The sequence below is a fragment of the Bradyrhizobium sp. 191 genome (assembly GCF_023100985.1).
Taxonomy (GTDB): Bacteria; Pseudomonadota; Alphaproteobacteria; order Rhizobiales; family Xanthobacteraceae; genus Bradyrhizobium; species Bradyrhizobium diversitatis.
This window is the reverse complement of the sequence record NZ_CP064692.1, coordinates 3,168,275-3,184,235: the sequence shown is the minus strand read 5'-3', so window position 1 is coordinate 3,184,235 and position 15,961 is coordinate 3,168,275. Positions and strand designations below refer to the sequence as shown.

General features: G+C 59.0%; 12 protein-coding genes and 5 pseudogenes. 14 read left to right on the top strand and 3 right to left on the bottom strand.

Annotation, left to right across the window (positions count from 1 at the left end; genetic code table 11):
- Nucleotides 1-56 precede the first annotated feature (56 nt).
- From IVB23_RS14655 to IVB23_RS39460, 5 genes and pseudogenes are all read left to right on the top strand, one after another.
- On the top strand, nucleotides 57-548 hold the full coding sequence (locus IVB23_RS14655; protein ID WP_247803999.1) for a hypothetical protein: 492 nt from the start codon (nucleotides 57-59) through the stop codon (nucleotides 546-548).
- A 33-nt stretch (nucleotides 549-581) separates the two neighbouring features.
- Complete coding sequence (locus IVB23_RS14650; protein ID WP_247803998.1) at nucleotides 582-1,301, top strand: hypothetical protein; 720 nt, start codon at nucleotides 582-584, stop codon at nucleotides 1,299-1,301.
- A gap of 64 nt (nucleotides 1,302-1,365) precedes the next feature.
- Entirely contained in the window at nucleotides 1,366-1,821 is a 456-nt protein-coding gene (locus tag IVB23_RS14645; protein WP_247323797.1) for an SbcC/MukB-like Walker B domain-containing protein, read from the top strand.
- Between the two features lie 493 nt (nucleotides 1,822-2,314).
- Nucleotides 2,315-2,569, top strand: a complete 255-nt coding sequence (locus tag IVB23_RS14640) for a hypothetical protein (RefSeq protein ID WP_247323796.1) — start codon at nucleotides 2,315-2,317, stop codon at nucleotides 2,567-2,569.
- Nucleotides 2,566-2,937, top strand: a pseudogene (locus IVB23_RS39460) (cell filamentation protein Fic); the annotation flags it as partial. The gene IVB23_RS14640 and the pseudogene IVB23_RS39460, both read left to right, overlap by 4 nt.
- 85 nt (nucleotides 2,938-3,022) lie before the next feature.
- On the opposite strand, the gene istA reads toward IVB23_RS39460, so the two are convergent.
- Nucleotides 3,023-3,865, bottom strand: a complete 843-nt coding sequence (gene istA / locus IVB23_RS14630) for an IS21 family transposase (protein WP_247803997.1) — start codon at nucleotides 3,863-3,865, stop codon at nucleotides 3,023-3,025.
- A 129-nt stretch (nucleotides 3,866-3,994) separates the two neighbouring features.
- Between istA and IVB23_RS14625 the strand changes: the two are divergent.
- Nucleotides 3,995-4,428, top strand: a pseudogene (locus tag IVB23_RS14625) (IS5/IS1182 family transposase); the annotation flags it as partial.
- A 491-nt stretch (nucleotides 4,429-4,919) separates the two neighbouring features.
- Here IVB23_RS14625 and IVB23_RS14620 read toward each other — a convergent pair.
- Nucleotides 4,920-5,903: an Effector protein NopP gene (locus IVB23_RS14620; protein WP_276578591.1), complete on the bottom strand. Its 984-nt coding sequence runs from the start codon at nucleotides 5,901-5,903 to the stop codon at nucleotides 4,920-4,922.
- 532 nt (nucleotides 5,904-6,435) lie between these two features.
- Here IVB23_RS14620 and IVB23_RS14615 point away from each other — a divergent pair.
- From IVB23_RS14615 to IVB23_RS39455, 3 pseudogenes are all read left to right on the top strand, one after another.
- Nucleotides 6,436-6,573, top strand: a pseudogene (locus IVB23_RS14615) (IS110 family transposase); the annotation flags it as partial.
- A 205-nt stretch (nucleotides 6,574-6,778) separates the two neighbouring features.
- A pseudogene (locus tag IVB23_RS14610) lies at nucleotides 6,779-7,033 on the top strand (hypothetical protein); the annotation flags it as partial.
- A gap of 575 nt (nucleotides 7,034-7,608) precedes the next feature.
- Nucleotides 7,609-7,689: pseudogene (locus IVB23_RS39455) on the top strand (hypothetical protein); the annotation flags it as partial.
- 885 nt (nucleotides 7,690-8,574) lie between these two features.
- Here IVB23_RS39455 and IVB23_RS14600 read toward each other — a convergent pair.
- A complete protein-coding gene (locus IVB23_RS14600) occupies nucleotides 8,575-10,485 on the bottom strand; it encodes an HrpF/NolX family T3SS translocon protein (protein WP_247803996.1) in 1,911 nt (636 codons plus the stop codon).
- A gap of 647 nt (nucleotides 10,486-11,132) precedes the next feature.
- Here IVB23_RS14600 and IVB23_RS14595 point away from each other — a divergent pair.
- From IVB23_RS14595 to sctV, 5 genes are all read left to right on the top strand, one after another.
- A complete protein-coding gene (locus tag IVB23_RS14595; protein WP_247323782.1) occupies nucleotides 11,133-11,318 on the top strand; it encodes a hypothetical protein in 186 nt (61 codons plus the stop codon).
- A gap of 491 nt (nucleotides 11,319-11,809) precedes the next feature.
- A complete protein-coding gene (locus tag IVB23_RS14590; RefSeq protein WP_247803995.1) occupies nucleotides 11,810-12,700 on the top strand; it encodes an FHA domain-containing protein in 891 nt (296 codons plus the stop codon).
- Between the two features lie 36 nt (nucleotides 12,701-12,736).
- A complete protein-coding gene (locus IVB23_RS14585) occupies nucleotides 12,737-13,273 on the top strand; it encodes a hypothetical protein (RefSeq protein ID WP_247803994.1) in 537 nt (178 codons plus the stop codon).
- Between the two features lie 2 nt (nucleotides 13,274-13,275).
- The gene (locus IVB23_RS14580; RefSeq protein WP_247323775.1) at nucleotides 13,276-13,719 is read left to right on the top strand and encodes a histidine kinase; all 444 of its coding nucleotides are present in this window, start codon (nucleotides 13,276-13,278) and stop codon (nucleotides 13,717-13,719) included.
- Nucleotides 13,700-15,823, top strand: coding sequence for a type III secretion system export apparatus subunit SctV (gene sctV / locus IVB23_RS14575; RefSeq protein ID WP_247803993.1), 2,124 nt, complete (start codon nucleotides 13,700-13,702; stop codon nucleotides 15,821-15,823). The genes IVB23_RS14580 and sctV overlap by 20 nt, the downstream gene beginning before the upstream one ends.
- Nucleotides 15,824-15,961 lie beyond the last annotated feature (138 nt).

Sequence of the window (15,961 nt, the reverse complement as noted above, 5' to 3'; positions counted from 1 at the left end):
CCAGCGTCTCACGCGCACTTGCCGCTACAGAAGGGCGCCGGGCAGAGGCGAACCGCGTGATTGATATCGCGCGCGGTCAGGTTTCGGCAGCCGAGAGCGCTTACATCGAACTAAGGCCAATGGTGAGCGATCTTTGCTCCAAGGCGAGAGTGAAGGGGAGTGTGCCTCGCGCGCTCGATAGTCAAGCCACGAGCGAATTGGCGGCGCTCGCCTCGGCCGCGAAGGCGGAACGGATCTCGATTGCTGATCCGCTCGCAGACGCCCAGCGCCTTCGGGCCGAGAGCGACGGTTTGCAGAGGGAGCATGACGCACTCGTTCGGTCCATCCAGTCGACAATTCGAAGCGTCGACCAACGACGTTCTGAACTTCATGCTGGACAACTGAAAGCCACAGAATCCACAATCCGGGAAGCGGCGCTCGCAGAGAGCCTCGCTACCATCGATGGCGAGATATCGCCATTCCTCGTTGCAGCCGATCTAGCCATCGAGCTGCTTGACGCCGACCCGGTGGGCTGCGCCGACAGACTTTCAGCGGCTGCGCAAGAGTAAGGTGCACTGCGTGAGCGGGCTGGTGAGCTCGAGATGACGCTGCAACGGTTGGCGCCGGACTGCGCGGCGGCGGCCGTCTCGCTTGAGCACGCACGGTCGCATATGACGGAGAGCGCGGCCGAACTCAATGAACGTCGACTGGTCGTGGAAGAGAAGGCGACCGCCCGAGCTGAACTTCTTGGCGGTGAGGCGACTGCCAGTCACCGGACCCGGATCAACGAAGCTCGTCGAACGGCTCGCGAAACCCTCGCCAAGGCGCGGGAGGCGAAATCCGCTGCTGCCGGGGCGTTCCAGTCGGCCAGTGCTCGCTGTGACGAGGCTACCCCGGGATTGGAGGCCGCGAAGAATCGCCGCGCGTCAGCCGAAGGGGCCTTCGATATGGCCTGTCAGGATATCGCCCGGTCGCCGGGTCAGGTGTTCACGCTGATTGCCGCCGACCCAGCGGTGTGCAGAGCGCTACGGAGACGAATTCAAGAGATCGACCGAACCGTAAACGATGCGGACGCCGCCGTCCTGATGCGTCGGGAAGACCTTGAGAGATCGCTGGAAGGGTTCGACGAGACAACTGATGCGGAGGTATCGACTGCCGCCGTTGCAACCCTGACAACGGAAATCGGCGATCTGCATCAACGAACCGGCACACTTTACGTATCGCTCGCGCGCGACGATGACGCACGCCGCATAGCTGCAAAGCCTATCGGCGGAGATAGAAACCGCACAGGCGGAACTTGCCATTTGGCAGGCGGTCGATGACGCCATCGGCTCAGCCAATGGCGATCGCTTTCGTCGCTTCGTACAGGGCGTCACACTCGATCACATGGTGCAACTCGCGAATGATCATCTCAATGCACTGAGCCCCCGCTACAGGCTCGCGCCGGGCAAGGTGTCAGATCTCGCACTCTATATCATCGACCGCGACATGGACGATGAGGCGCGCGGGACGCGGAGTCTTTCCGGCGGCGAGCGATTTCTGGTCTCGTTGGCGCTTGCGTTAGCTCTATCAGGCCTCGAGGGCCGATCGTCCTTTGTCGATACGCTGTTCATCGACGAAGGCTTCGGATCGCTTGACGCCGACACGCTCGAGTTGGCAGTGGATGCATTGGAAACCTTGCAGGGGCGAGGACGAAAAGTTGGCGTCATCACTCATGTCGCCGCCATGATCGAGCGGATCGCCGTGCAGGTTCGCGTTGAAAAGTGCGGCGCGGGGCGCTCCGAGATTCGGGTTTCTACCGGAATGGGAACGGTGTGGCCTGCTGTCGAGGCCGTGCAATAGACGGCAGCGCGGTCAAGAGTGGCGGCTTCGCGGAAGCACTGATCACGGCCAAGGCCCCTGCCGCGGATTCGCAGTACTCGCTATTTGAGCGGCAAGCCGAGCCCAATTGCCATCACCGTGATCGAGCTCAGTGGCCGTCTGAGCGTTCGCGCGATCTTGCTTGCCGACAATCCTTGCTCGATCAGCCCTTTGAGCTTGTGTTTCTCAACCGCGGTCCAAGGGCGAGCGACGGCTCCCGCGGCGCGGTTGCCGTCCCAGCGGAGGCTCATTTCGTTCGGTGTCATCTGATGGCGCTCGTTGAACCTGCACGGCCGCTCCGTAGGTCGTGGCCATCGAGCCATTCGAACTGAGGCGGATAAGACCAAAATCCGTCCGCCGGTGGTCAAAAATATGTATTGTTTCAGTGTGTTGTGACCTGGCTAGGGACGTGTGCGGGCCTTCACTTAATGGATTTTCAGTCCTTCTTGTATTATATTGGAGGAGAGGAGAATCTATGTCCGCGCGACGTGCCACGATCAAAGCCCGCTACACCGCCAACGTGATCCAGAGGCTCGCGAGCGCCAACAATGTCGCTGTCGTTGTGTCCGCCAACGACCTCTTCGCGCACCACGTCAAGCGCCTTTCCGGCGATGACATTCACTTTGACCCGATCGAGAATACGATCGTGGCCCTGCAGCGTGCCGGCATTCTGGATCGCGTCCAGGCCGTCCGACTTCAGGCCCGCTATTTGCGCGAAAATCGTTCGTGACCTTCGATCCTTTCGGGGACTTTGAGACGCGCGGCTATTTGCGCAACGTCGCAAAGACCAAGGACCTAGCGGTGGTCCAGCGCCTTCAGCACAATTCCTTTCTGACCGGTGTCGATGCGGGACTTGCGCAACTTGAAGCACGCTCATCCCTGACCTACGCCGATGTGCTACAGACTCACAAGACACTGTTCGAGGCTGTCTTTCCTTGGGCCGGCGAAGATCGTCTTACGAACGCTTCGACGATTTTCGTCAACAAGGGTTTGGTGCTCTTCGCACACCCCAAAGACATCCGCCGCGCCGTGGGCTATGCGCTCGAAAAAGGACAGGACAAGGCTTTCATGGCCGAGAAGCCCGGCGAGGTGATGGGCTATCTCGCCTACGGTCATCCGTTTCTCGACGGCAATGGGCGCACGATCATGCTGATCCATGCGGAACTCGCGCGGCGCGCCGGCTTCAGCATCGATTGGTCCGCGACCGACAAGGACCAGTATAGGTCTGGGCAAAACGCACTCCGGCTTCCACTTTTGCCTTATCCCGGGGCTTTCTTGGCCGTGCCGGAAGGATGCCAACGCCGTAATGGGACGCCATCATCCCGTAGCTGCGATTGATTTCAGGGTCGTAGAACGACGCCCGGTGCACGCCGGACTTCAGATTGTCAGGGACGACGAGGCGGGGCACCCCGCTAAAGAACCGGAACATCCGGACATGGGCCTCGATCCAGTCCGCCAGTTTCTGCGTCCATGTCGCCTCGGCGTAGGTGTAATTCGAGGCGCCAAGCACGGCGACGAAGATCTCCGCGTCGCGCACAACCCCGGTTTCGCGATCAACGATCATGATCTTCTTGCCGGAGTAATCGACAAAGACCTTGTCGCCGGCCGGATGGTCCTGCCGCATCGTCGGAGACAGCCGCCGCTCGAATTCCCGGAATAAATCGCAGAACCGGCTGCAGCCATAACCTTCCGGATGCACCGCCCGGTACTCCTCCCACAGCACCATCAGATTGACGCCAGGCCGCTTCAGCTCACAGGGCAGCGAGGCCCAATCCGGCTCAGCTCGCCGGCGGAAGCCGCGCCTGACGCCGGCATGGGCAAACAGACGTTGTTCAAGAACGGCGTCGGTCAGATCGCCCGCCAAAGGCCACGCCAGCCCGGCAGTCGAGGCACGCTTGAGATTGTCCTGGATGGTGCTGCGCGCCACGCCGAGCGTGCGCCCGATCTCCCGGGCGCTCACCCCATCACGGGCAAGCCGCAGCATCTGTCGTATCTGTCGCATGGTCAGTTCTCTCTTGGCCGGCATCCGCTTCCCCTCGTTGACTCAACGAGGGACTTGATGCCTGAGGGACTGACCCAAACGAAAACGCCGACTTCCAAAAACCCGGCCGGCTTCAAATCGGAATACCCGGCCGGAATAAATCGGAATCCGCACGTACTGCACGCTCGCGGACTGCCCGGCAATCGCTATGACGGGCACTCGCTCGGCACCATCATCGAGGCGACGGAAATGCCAACCGGCTGCGCGATCGAGCGCGCCTATGTCGGCAAGGGCTATCGCGGCCACAACACCGATAGACCGCGCCGCGTCTTCATCTCCGAGCAGAAACGGGGCGTCTTCGGCGTCATCGAGCGCGAGCTCCGGCGCCGTTCAGCCATCGAGCCCATCATTGGCCACATGAAGAGCGACGGCCAGCTCGCCCGCTGCCATCCCAAGGGGCGTGAGGGCGACGCCATCAACGTCATCCTCACCGCCGCGGCCGCAACCGCCGCCGCGTGCTCGCCTGGCCGAGGGATTTGCTGACATCAATCCTGATCATCCTCTGGCAAGCAGGTGTCCGGTCGCAGGCGCTCAAACCGCCTTCTTAGCGGCGACGATTCCACGATGCTTGGCGGCAGCGAGTCAGTCCGAGCCTGATGAGATTGGCCGCCGATCAAGCTAGCTTGGCTCCGAAGCCGCCGCACACAAGCTTGCCGAGATCGCGTCTGGCATAAAGCCGATTCAGGACGGGCACATCGCGCCGGTCAACACGTCCGTCCTTAAGGTCGGCGGCAGCGGCGCAGAGCTTAGCGCCAGGATCAGAGCGCATGGATTGCTGTGGCTCAAATTCGCTCGACATCTCTCCTGATTTGGTGTCTTCGACCGAAATGGCCGAGACACCCTATCTCCCTCAGATTGGCGCATCAAACGGCGAAACCACCTCGGACCGGCCTGATGGTGAACATTGGTGCCGTTGTTACAAAGCACCTCGCGGATCGAATTGTCGGTTTCGCTCGGCTTGACCTTTGCCGCAGCTGTCGGTTTGCCTGCGCTCCTTGCTCCACCGCCTGCCCAAACATGAATGCCTGCGGATCTCGCATTACATAAAGTCACCATCCTCTTCGGAATCTGCTGCAACCTCAGTATCACTATCGACCTTGGAGAGATAAAGCTGAGATTTAGTTGCGCGCTGCCATTCACCAAGGCTGTTTTTTGTCCACTGCGCGGACTGAGTGGGGTCAAGTACCATGTCGTCCTCATCCACTTCAACGAAGCCCATTGTCTCTGCGCGGGCCTTCGCTTCTGCATTAGCAGGACGCCAGTTTACCAATGGTCGTTCGCCGTCTTGCCGAAGTTGATGTTCGAGCAGAATATCGCCGGCGTTCGCGACAAGCGGATGAGCAACCTGAAAATCCACAATTGAGGTGACTTCACTTCGTCCAGGGAATTGTTCTCGCCACTTATCGCTTTCGAACTCAGTCATGTTGAATCCGGCTTCCGTTCTTTGGAGGCCGACGCTCACATTTCCTAATTGGTAGCTGTAATATCGGGCGTCTTCTGAATCTCTTCTGATACCGTATTCCTTAGCGACCTCTGCTGTGCGCTTAGCTCTTGCGGATACAAATTCCGAGTACTCGTGTGGATTGTTGGCGATGCGGTTGATTGCGTCGCCATGAAAGGTCCTCACTTCTGTCCTGAAGGTAGCTCTATCGATCTCGACCACAGGAGGTTTTCGAACGAGGGAATAACTCGGTTGCGAAGGTGAGCTGCCAGCAGACTCCTGCAATCGCGTTCTAGCGAACGCATCGGCGAAGCCCTGGCTTTCGGCACCCGCTTCCTCAGCGTTGGCTGCCCGATGATATCTTTCTTCGGCCGGAGTATCGGGCCAATTGTTAACTCGACCGTACATGACGACTGCACCTGGATCATACATCTTGCATTGTTTCAGGTCGTTAGACCTTACCCGCTTGATAGACAGCTTAGCTGTCCGTAAGCTGACGCAGCGCATAAAGGGAAAATCCGACCAGGCCTTTGGGCAGCTCGACTGCGTATCGTCGAGGCGTTGCGCGATGCAGGCTTCCACGTTATCCAGCCAGCACGAGGCGAGGAGGTGCTGGACTGGTGCAAGCGGCACGTCGCAAGGGGAACATGATGCGGAGCACTCGGACCCGCCGAGGCGTCGAGCTCGCCGCGAGGGAAGCGACTTCCACCGCCGCCCGAGCGTCTCGTGCGCTGGATGGCTTGCTCGACCTGGTGGCACTCCCAGTCCGAGGCAGCGAACTGCACGCAGTGTCGACCGGATATTCGGGTGGCGCGTGGCGCGCAACGCGATCGCGAGAGTGACTCCGGATGACGTCACCTACTACGTGGCACTGCCGTTCGACGAGCGCCTGAACGGCGGTTGGCGTAGAAAGGGGCGCGCCGTGCTCGAACTCATGGAAGCTCCGGCCTTCCGAAGCCGAGTCGGGAAGACAGGCAGCCGGAGCTGAGCCATCGACTACCATGCCCGCGGCTCGTCTTCCGGTCTCGAGCCAGCTCTGCTGGGATCATTGGCGGACGACGGTCTGGCCGCCGGCGAAGTGGTAGATTACCTGAGCGCAAACGCAGCTCTTGTGCTCGCCGAAGCGCTCTCGCGGAAGCCGCGCATGCTCGTGGCGATCGCCTTCGCGACCAAGATGGCTCGGACGATTTGGGCCATGGCCACACGGAAGGTGGGTTATCGGAACCCAGCGCAGGCAGTGACGGCATCATGACGAATGCAGCGCGAAATAGCCTGACGTTGGTGAAGGATGTGAGAAGGCGACGATCCTAATGGGCAGAACGATCGAACAGATCTGGATCAGGAAAACCAGTTGGAGCCGAGGTGCTCGGAAATGAGAATTGGACTTGATCCGCGGATCACCATACAGGCCAGCGGCTTCTGAGGACGCCGTAAAGGAAGGCCTGACAGAAGACCGCATCGTCCACACGCCAAACGGGTCAGAAACTTCTTGCATCACGGGCGGCAACGACAGAAGGCTCTACACGAAGTACCGTCAGATCGATAGCCCGCCAGTGGCCGCCGCCAAGGCGTCGTTTAGTCCGTCAACCGCGTATCGGACCGAGAACGACCCCGCCTCCCATCGCAGAAGAAGGGTGGGCGCGGCCGTCGCCGGCCGGACCGGTTGACCGATATGTTTTGAGACAGAAGTGGTGCCGATGCTCACGGCAGCCCGATGTCACCGATGCGCAGTGGCTGCAGCGGCTCCGTTCGTTTGGACTGTTGCGGGCCAGCTTTCCGCCCAAAGGACAGATTGCGGAGCTGCGATCCTACGTGCGCAAGCGCAAGCGTCTGGTTGAGTACGCGGCCTCGCACATCAAGCATATGCACAAGACTTTGACGGAGATGAGTCTTCAACTCCACCACGTCTCGCCGACATCACCGGCGCCACCGGCTGCGCCTCATCCGCGCGATCCTTGCCGGCGAGCGCGATCCTGAGGCGCTGGCGTGCTTGCGCCATTACAGTTGCCACGCTAGTGCGGAGACGATCGTGAAGGCGCTCACCGGAAGCTATCGCGCCGAGCGTCTGTTTGCGCTCGAGCAGGCACTTGCGCTTTAGGACGCCTACCACGAGAAAGCATCTGTCTGCGACGCCCCCGATCGAAGCCGTGTTGAAGGCGCGTCGGAATCGATCCGATCAGGCGAACGCTCTAGCTTACGAACGTCCGCGTGGCGCTGTTCGGGTTGGTCGGAAAGGACATCACCACGCTCGAGGGCCTCGGTCCTTACCTCTCGCTGAAGCTGATCGCTGAATGCGGCGACGACCTCTCCCCTTTGGCCAAGTGCAAAGCATTTTACCTCCTGGCTGGGACTGGCGCCGAACAACAAGGTCTCCGGCGGCAAAATGCTCTCATCCCGAACGCGCCGATCCGGCCGCGGAACTTCTGCGCCTCGCTGCCGTGACCGCGGGTCATACAGACACCGCGCTCGGCGCCTTTTACAGGCGACTTTCATCGCGCATTGGCGAGGCCAAGGCAGTGACCGCCCGCAAGATCGCAGTTCTGTTCTACAACGCTTTGCGATACGGACGGACTATGTCGATCCAAGGGCCTCGTACTACGAGACGCGTTATCCAACACGAGTGGTCAACAATTTGCATGGGCGTGCCAAGGCATTGGGCTTTGTTCTCCAAGCCTTGGAGCCGCAAGTCGGTGCTGCCGTTTCTTATGAATCATTCTCCAGCGTCAACTCCCCGCTCTTGGCATTTAGTGACTTCACATCGACCGCGGGCGCAACCGCTCGCGGAGCTCCCCGTGCCGAACACGTCAGAAGCCCGGCCCTCAAGCTGAGCTTTCCAGGCCGTCACCGGACGGGGTGGACGTCGAAGTGCTCGGCCAATTGGGCTATCGTCCGGTCGCCCTTGACGGCCGCAAGCGCCACCTTCGCCTTGAAAGCCGGGCTGTGGCTCCTGCGCGGTCATCTGTTCAATCTCAGCTGTTCGTGGCGATCATCGCCGCTTTCAGGCAGAAACTCCAATTATCGACCTGTTCAAATTTGCGGAGCCGGCTTCTCAGAAGAGTGGCGCCAGGTACTTGGGGTACGCCTCGAGTGCAGCGCGCGTTCTTCCGCCGCCGTTTGCCAAGTGGCGGCTTCGCCCTGACGACCTGGCACATACCGAGTTTCTCGACGCCGTGCTGTCGGGCGGCGCAGGCGTTGCAAGCCTCCGTCCCTGAAAAGGTAGATACGAATCCGCACCTTACCCGCAACTGGCCTTTCAGGCCACCTTCTGAGACGACGGCGGCGTAGCGACCTGACTCGGAACGCCTGCGGCCTGCACGGGCTCGGTAAGGCGTGCCTTCAGGTCGTCCAAATGGTCCTCGGCATAGGATTGCACTTTCGAGATCGCCGTATCGAGGCCGAACTGCGCGGTCTGTTCGAGCATCTCCTTTGCGAGGCCCTCGCGCAGCGCGAATTTGACCTCGGGCCCAGCTACAAAGCTAATGGCCTGCGCCGCAAGATTAAGGCCAACCTCTTCCAGCGCCTGTTTCATATTACCCCCGCTAATGGCCGTATGCAGAAGGTTCGCTGCTTGGGACTCGAACTCGAGCACCATCGATATGCCATCGGCCAATTCGCCCAGTCCCGGAATGACGCCGAGCAGGCCTACTGCCGTGGCCTCCCAGTCGAGCACCTTCGAGCCCACCTTGGCTACGTCGTCGACCGCATGCATGAGGACCCCACCATTCTTCTTCGGAGACGCGACATCGGGTTGGTCGGATACCCCCATCATCATGTCTGTGACTGCATTTTGTTCAGCGGCGGTCTTGGGGACATGGGTCTTGATCTGCTGAACGGTATGGTTCGCAGGTGACATGTTGCTATAGAAGTGCGTAAAGTCGTTGTTGCTGATATTACCGGAGTCGACCGTATGCCCGCCGCCTAAGTCGAAGAACTCCTGATGGGTCTTGTAGCCCGTAATCGAATTATTTAGCAAACGGAACAAGAGCGGGTCCGAGAGCAGCTGCGATGCCGCTTCTCGTATCTTCGGGTCGAGAGTCTTGTCCTCCACCATACTCGCCAACTTGTGTCGTGTCAGGTCGCCGTCCCCGAAGAAGGCATTCTGATTCTTGTTGATCGTGTCGAGCGTGTTCAGCTCGCTTTGCGTGGAATTCATCGACGACGAGGCGACTTGCAAGAAGTCTTCCTTGTGGATTTTATCAGTCGCACCACCGCACAACTGCTTCCAGGCGTCCGGGTGCTCGAGGAAGTGTTGAGCCGCCGCGATCAGCTGAGGCGGACACTTACCGACGTCGGCTTTGCCGTCGACGATCCGCTTGAAATCGTCCAGGCTCAAATTCTTGGGCAGGTAGTCAGAATACTTGTAAAGCTCGCGCAATGCATCATTCAAGGTCATGACCGATGCTTGTCCATTCGAGGTGCCGTCGGATGGAATATAGTTCTGCTCGTAGCTATGCGCTTGCTGCTCCTGGAATGTAGCAACCTGCGAATGGCTGGCGGAAAACTCTGACAGATCCTTGGCCTTGATCTTGCCGCCGCAGCGGCCGTCCCCTTGGGAGCCAATCGCATAGAAGAGCTCTGGATCGCGTCGCAATCCGTCGATCGCCTCCTTCAGATCCGGGGGCGTCGACGGATCGCTGGCCTTGGCTGCCAGCGAGTCCCAGCTGAGTGGGCATTGGTCCTTGTGCCGGTTCAGCACTGCCACGATCTGCAACTCGGCATTGGTCAGCGTGCCGCCGTTCCACGTGATCCTAGAGCTTGGCACCGGAGTGCTCGGTACGTCAGGCGATGGAGCAGCCGTCGACGATGCGTCTGCACTAGGGGAGTCGACCGAGGAGGAATCGACCAAGGAGGAATCGACCGAGGAAGAAAAAACCGGATCTTTCATCAGCGCCTCGATCGCCGCCTTCGCGTGCGCTGACAACTGGTCCAGCGAATCCTGCGGGATCTGTCGCTCTGATTGCAGCAGATCCGGTGGCGTGGAGGGAACGTCGGATTTCTCTTCCCGCGAGTAGATGGACACCATTGCCTCGAAGATCGAAGGCTCGCCTTGCCGAATCTGGCCGGCGGTCTGCGCGGATGATCCCAAGGCTGACGAAGCCCCCGGAACAAGCCCGAACTGAGCTGGATCTGCACTGGCGGGCAGCGAAACGCTGTTGAGCTGCATTAGGTTCATTTCCATTCCATTGCGGTAAATACTTGGCATCGGCGTCGTAAGATCGAGGCTTTCATGTTAAGGGGGCGAGCTTTCGAGAAGCTGACGACTTTTAGACGGAGCAGGACGAGCCAATGTCGGTCGTCTTAACATCCGGGAGAGGCGTCATCGCGCTCATGAAACTCATCTCCGGCTCAGAGCATGCGCAGGCACGACGCTGCTCTGACGCTTTCGGAAAGCAGGCGCCTGCGGTCGTCAGTCCCGAGTGACGATCGCTGTGTGGAGCCACGAAACAACATCACCACCGATTCCCGCGGTAGCATTTCCAACTGCGCGCGGTTTTGCCTCCGCCTCGCCATCACACCATTGAGCGTCCGATCCAGGAATGTGATGAGCTCCGCTGGACCAGCCCGCTATCTGGCGTTCGTCGACATAATGTAGAGATCAGATCGCCGTAGACACTCGCGCGGTGGCAGTCCCGGCATGCACCTGCGATTGCGCGCTCTCACCTGGCCGTTGATGCTGACTGATATTGAGGTTGTTGCTGCATCCGTCTTTCGACTCGTCAGCTTCCCGACAGCTAATCCCAGTAGCGTAAGCAACGTGGATCGCTCGGTGGTGATACCACCTTTCTGACCGACTGAAGTGAGAGGCACCAGATGGCCGGCGCAATCGAAAGCGTAATTCATACCAATTCTGACAGTGGCAGCTCGCTGTCTGAAGCGGATCGTCAAAACTTCGAATCGGCTTTCGGTTCGGTTTTTGCCAATCTCGCGATGCGAGAGATGACTCGAAACATGGAAAATATTCACGAAGCTATGGCTGAAACAGAAGAAGATACCTGACGCCGGATTCGCCGACGTCAGTGGAGTGTCGCCATTCGTGGCGGCAGATTCAAGCAGAAGGTGAAGCGATATGACGAAAACAAGCGCTACTAACTCTTCTAATGGTAGTGTTGGCCACGACCAGAATGATAGCAAGGCTGATAATAAGTCCACGGGTTCCGGTGGCAGTTCCACGGCGTCTACCGCCGCATCAGGCGCTGGAACTGCACTTGAGAAGGTTGGTGGGGCGGCTACGTTCGAGGGGCTAATCGCGGAGTTGAAGGCCGTTAGCCTGCAAGCCATGGTGCAGGACATCCGGTTGCGTTCACTGTCGACCGAGCTCTCGAGTGAGAGGAAGGTGGCCAGCGAGCGCGTCAACGGATAACGGTGAAAGGCGGGGCGAATCCTCGCCCCGCCTTTCCCCTCATCGGGGTGATGTGAGTGGTGCGGCCTAGGAATGAGTCGTGCGACTAATCGCCCTGCCGTGCTCCTCATAGTTCGGAGAATTGTCCGTGAATGAGGCCGCCTCATTACATTTCGAGGTACTGTCGGGATCTTATGCCGGGCTAAGCGGGAAGGCGGCTGTCGGAACGAGCCTTATCGGTAGCGGCCTGGACGCGGATATGGTTTTCGTCGAACAAGGGCTTGAGCCGCATCACCTACGTATCACCCTCGTTGGCAATTCAATCGAGCTTGAGGCTCTTGCGGCCGTAAGCACCCCAGAGGGCGAAGGGGATATTGCCGCAGGTGAGCGTGTTGTTCTTTTTCTTCCCGCCGTCATTCGTGCGGGCGCCATGTCTATTCGCTGGTCGATGCAGAATGCAGTTGAGGCTCGGTCGATCAGCCTCTCGCGCGGTTGGATCTCAGCTCTCGCCCTCGTGCTCCTCAGCTTTCTTGGTGTAGGCAGTCTCTGGACCATTTTCTTCAAAGCCAGCGGAAGTGCACCGACCGGCATTGCGCCTCCTGCGGCAGAGCCGGTACCCAAGCTGGGCATGAACCGGCCTGACGATCGGCGAGCTCAGGCTGCAGCCGAAGTCCTGAAACAGGAAATTGATAAGGCGGGCCTGCTCGATATCAGGGTTGGTTCGGGGCCGGGTTTTGTTAGCGCTGAGGGAAAAGTCACGCCTGCAACCGTTGCGAAATGGCAGGAGCTCCTGCAATGGTTCGATGGTCGTACATCCGGTGCGGTGACACTGGTGAACGGAGTGATGGTCAAGGAGGAAAAGCAGCCATCCTCAATCGCGATCGAAGCTGTTTCGCGCGGACCCCAGCCCTATCTGCTTGTCGGTGGGCAGAAGTATTTCGTCGGCGCTCTCTTGGCCGACGGATGGTCGGTCACTCGAATCGAGGATGGGCGTGTGCTGCTAAGCCGCAATGGCCGCGTTGTTGCCGTTCCGTATTAGGCTTTCCGGGCCCGAAGGAAGGATAAGGAGATCGTCATGTCAAAGGTGTCCCGCTACGATGTCGGGCCTGGCACTGCTTCGCAGAGACTCAGCGAGCACCATCATCAACCAGTGATAGGGCCGACCATCCAACCCAATAAAGGTGAGGCGGACGGTGCTCGTGCAAATGGCGAGAAGGAGCTGGCGTCGATCTGGGGCGAGCTGAACACGCGTTATATGCCGCTGGATGTAGCGATCGAAGCCGCATCGGAGGCCAAAGATATTGATGCAGTCGGGCGTGTCAGTCTCAACGAGATGCGCACTCGCATTTATGAGATCGAGCAACCCGCTGGGGTGGCATCGCTCTACGGGCGCGATATCGCGCACGATCTACTCTCCTTCGTCACTCCAAGCCTTCGTCATCCGGACATGCTGCGGGCAGAGCAGTATAGCATTGTTCTGGAACGTCTCGTCCATAAGCTGGCGGCCGAGCCTGCGGATTCGATGGCGGGGGACGGTATCGTCGTCCTACGGCAGGGACTGCACTGGCTAGCGCTGCTCCGCCAGAATCGGAATAGCTTGATCGAAGCCTAACAATGTTCAACTCCGATGGAGCGCAACGGACGACCAACATTTCCGAATCCGATAACGTCTCACTGAGTTCCGGGCAGGAGCGCGATTTGCTCTGTACACTTTCCTATCTTCACCTTGCATGTGGGCAGAGCGCAGAATGCGTGGCTCTCTTGCGACTCATCGTCGGCAACCACTCGCGAGATGTCGATCTATTACGGATTCTCGCCTATGCCCTCATCTTGGAAGGCCTCGGAGGTGAGGCGTTGCAGGTCCTAGATAGACTGAACACACTTGATGACGAACCCTCGGCGCGTATCTCTTTGATGCTGTTGCGTAGCCACGCCCTGCGGCGGGCCGGCCTCATAGACGAGGCGCTCGCCGCTTTCCAGCGCTATGTCTCGTTGCGTGACAGCACTGGCCTGATCAATCAACGATCGGAAGGTCCCCATGACCAGCGTCCTGCGTAAGATCATTGCGCGCGCGTCGGCCAGCTCCGATTTGATGGTCGCGTTGATGCTGCTTCTGACGGTCGGCATGATGATCATGCCGATCCCGATAGTGGCGATCGATACGCTCGTCGGCTTCAATCTGGGCTTCGCCATATTGCTGCTGATGGTCGCTCTCTATATTAGCACTCCACTTGATTTCTCGTCCTTGCCAGGCGTCATTCTGATTTCCACGGTATTCCGTCTGGCGCTCACCGTCTCAACGACGCGGCTGATCTTGGCTGAGGGGGACGCGGGCAGCATCATTCGCACGTTCGGTGATTTCGTCATATCGGGAAATATCGTCGTCGGCATTGTCATATTTTTAGTCGTGACCATGGTGCAGTTCATCGTCGTGGCCAAGGGGGCTGAACGCGTGGCCGAGGTGGCGGCGCGGTTCACGCTCGATGCTCTGCCAGGCAAGCAGATGGGAATCGATGCGGAATTGCGCAATGGCCATATCGATCAGAACGAAGCCCGCAGCCGGCGCGCTACATTGGAGAAAGAAAGCCAGCTTTACGGGGCTATGGATGGCGCCATGAAATTCGTGAAGGGCGACGCCATCGCAGGATTGGTGGTTATCTGCGTCAACATGCTGGGCGGGATCACCATCGGCCTGCTCTCCAAGGGCATGTCTTTCGAGGCGGCGCTGCATCAATATACCCTGCTGACCATAGGTGATGCGTTAATCTCACAAATTCCCTCGCTGCTGCTCTCGATTACAGCTGCGACAATCATCACTCGTGTAAATGGGGTTGTAAGGCTCAATCTTGGGACCGACATCGTTAACCAGCTCACAGCAAACTCGCACGCATTGCGGCTGTCTGCCTGCGTCCTCGTTGTAATGGGGGCTATTCCGGGTTTTCCGCTCCCTGTCTTTCTCGTCTTGGCTGCAGTCTTTGCGGCAGCGAGCTTTGCCGACGGTGGGACCCAAAGCGGCAAGAAAAGCGCTGATATCTCTCGCCCGGCTCCCACACAGTCTAACAAGGAAATCGTGCCTGCGGAGGCGCTTCCCGTCGCGTTGTTCCTTGCGTCAAGTCTGACACGGGCGATCGACAAAGAAGAATTGCAACAGCACATTGCACGCGTTTCGGGACTGATCTCGTCTGATCTCGGCATCACAATTCCGCGCATCCCCATCGAGGTCGACGAGCGCTTGCCAGACTTGCAGTACAGGGTGGATGTCGAGGGCGTGCCCGTCGAGCAGGAGTTAATTGATCCAACGCAGCTCCTACTGCACGACGATCCGGCCAACATTGAATTGAGTGGCATCCCGTTTCGGCATGACCGGGAGACGGATCAAATCTGGATTGAACAGAGCAATGCACCGGCTCTCAAAGCAGCCGGCATCGGGCACCGCCGTCCCATTGAAATCCTGGCCTTGCGCGTCCATTCGGCGTTGACCCGCTATGCACAGTGCTTGGTGGGTATCCAGGAGACGCGCCAGTTGCTGGCCCGCATGGAGACGGAATATTCCGATCTGGTCAAGGAGGTATTGCGTACGACGCCGATCCCTAAAGTAGCCGACGTCTTGCGGCGTCTCCTGGAGGAGGGTATTCCGATCCGGAACACACGACTGGTCTTGGAAGCATTGGCCGAATGGAGCGGACGTGAACAAAACGTCGTCTTGCTCACGGAACATGTTCGCTCCGGTCTGAGACGGCAAATTTGCCACCGGTATGCCAACGCACACCGCGTCGTGCCCGTCTTTATCATCGAACGTCAAACCGAGGATATCGTGCGCAGCGCGGTTCGAGAGACTGCCAAAGGACCCTACCTGGTTTTGAGCGACGAGCAAAGCGAGGCGCTGCTCTCAAAAATGCGTCAGATCCATTCGAACGTAGTTCGGGGGCAGATCAAGCCCGTTATCCTTGCTTCGATGGATATACGACGCTTTGTCCGCGGCTTTCTCACCCGTAATGGGATCGATCTTGCTGTTCTATCCTATCAGGACCTTGCCTCGGACTTCACAATCCAGCCTGTTGGATCCATTACACTCGCAGCTGCAAAGGACGACAACGCCCCGTCCGAGCAACTCCGCAACACGCTCCTTGCAGCCGATTCACAGTCGCAGCAGTCAATCTAAGAAGGACCGCATGAATTCACGTCGGAAGGCAGCGCGGTGGCGCTTGGGTTCATTTTGTCTGCTTTCGTGCTCGGCTCTCTTCGCCACTCTGGGGCTCTGCAGTTGCGCTAGCTGGGATAAACCAGCTCTTCAAATGCA

Coding starts and splice junctions, on each gene's coding strand:
- IVB23_RS14650 (WP_247803998.1), top strand. CDS start 582: ATGACGCTGCAACGGTTGGCGCCGGACTGCGCGGCGGCGGCCGTCTCG.
- IVB23_RS14645 (WP_247323797.1), top strand. CDS start 1,366: ATGGTGCAACTCGCGAATGATCATCTCAATGCACTGAGCCCCCGCTAC.
- IVB23_RS14640 (WP_247323796.1), top strand. CDS start 2,315: ATGTCCGCGCGACGTGCCACGATCAAAGCCCGCTACACCGCCAACGTG.
- istA (WP_247803997.1), bottom strand. CDS start 3,865: ATGCCGGCCAAGAGAGAACTGACCATGCGACAGATACGACAGATGCTG.
- IVB23_RS14600 (WP_247803996.1), bottom strand. CDS start 10,485: ATGCAGCTCAACAGCGTTTCGCTGCCCGCCAGTGCAGATCCAGCTCAG.
- IVB23_RS14595 (WP_247323782.1), top strand. CDS start 11,133: ATGGCCGGCGCAATCGAAAGCGTAATTCATACCAATTCTGACAGTGGC.
- IVB23_RS14585 (WP_247803994.1), top strand. CDS start 12,737: ATGTCAAAGGTGTCCCGCTACGATGTCGGGCCTGGCACTGCTTCGCAG.
- IVB23_RS14580 (WP_247323775.1), top strand. CDS start 13,276: ATGTTCAACTCCGATGGAGCGCAACGGACGACCAACATTTCCGAATCC.
- sctV (WP_247803993.1), top strand. CDS start 13,700: ATGACCAGCGTCCTGCGTAAGATCATTGCGCGCGCGTCGGCCAGCTCC.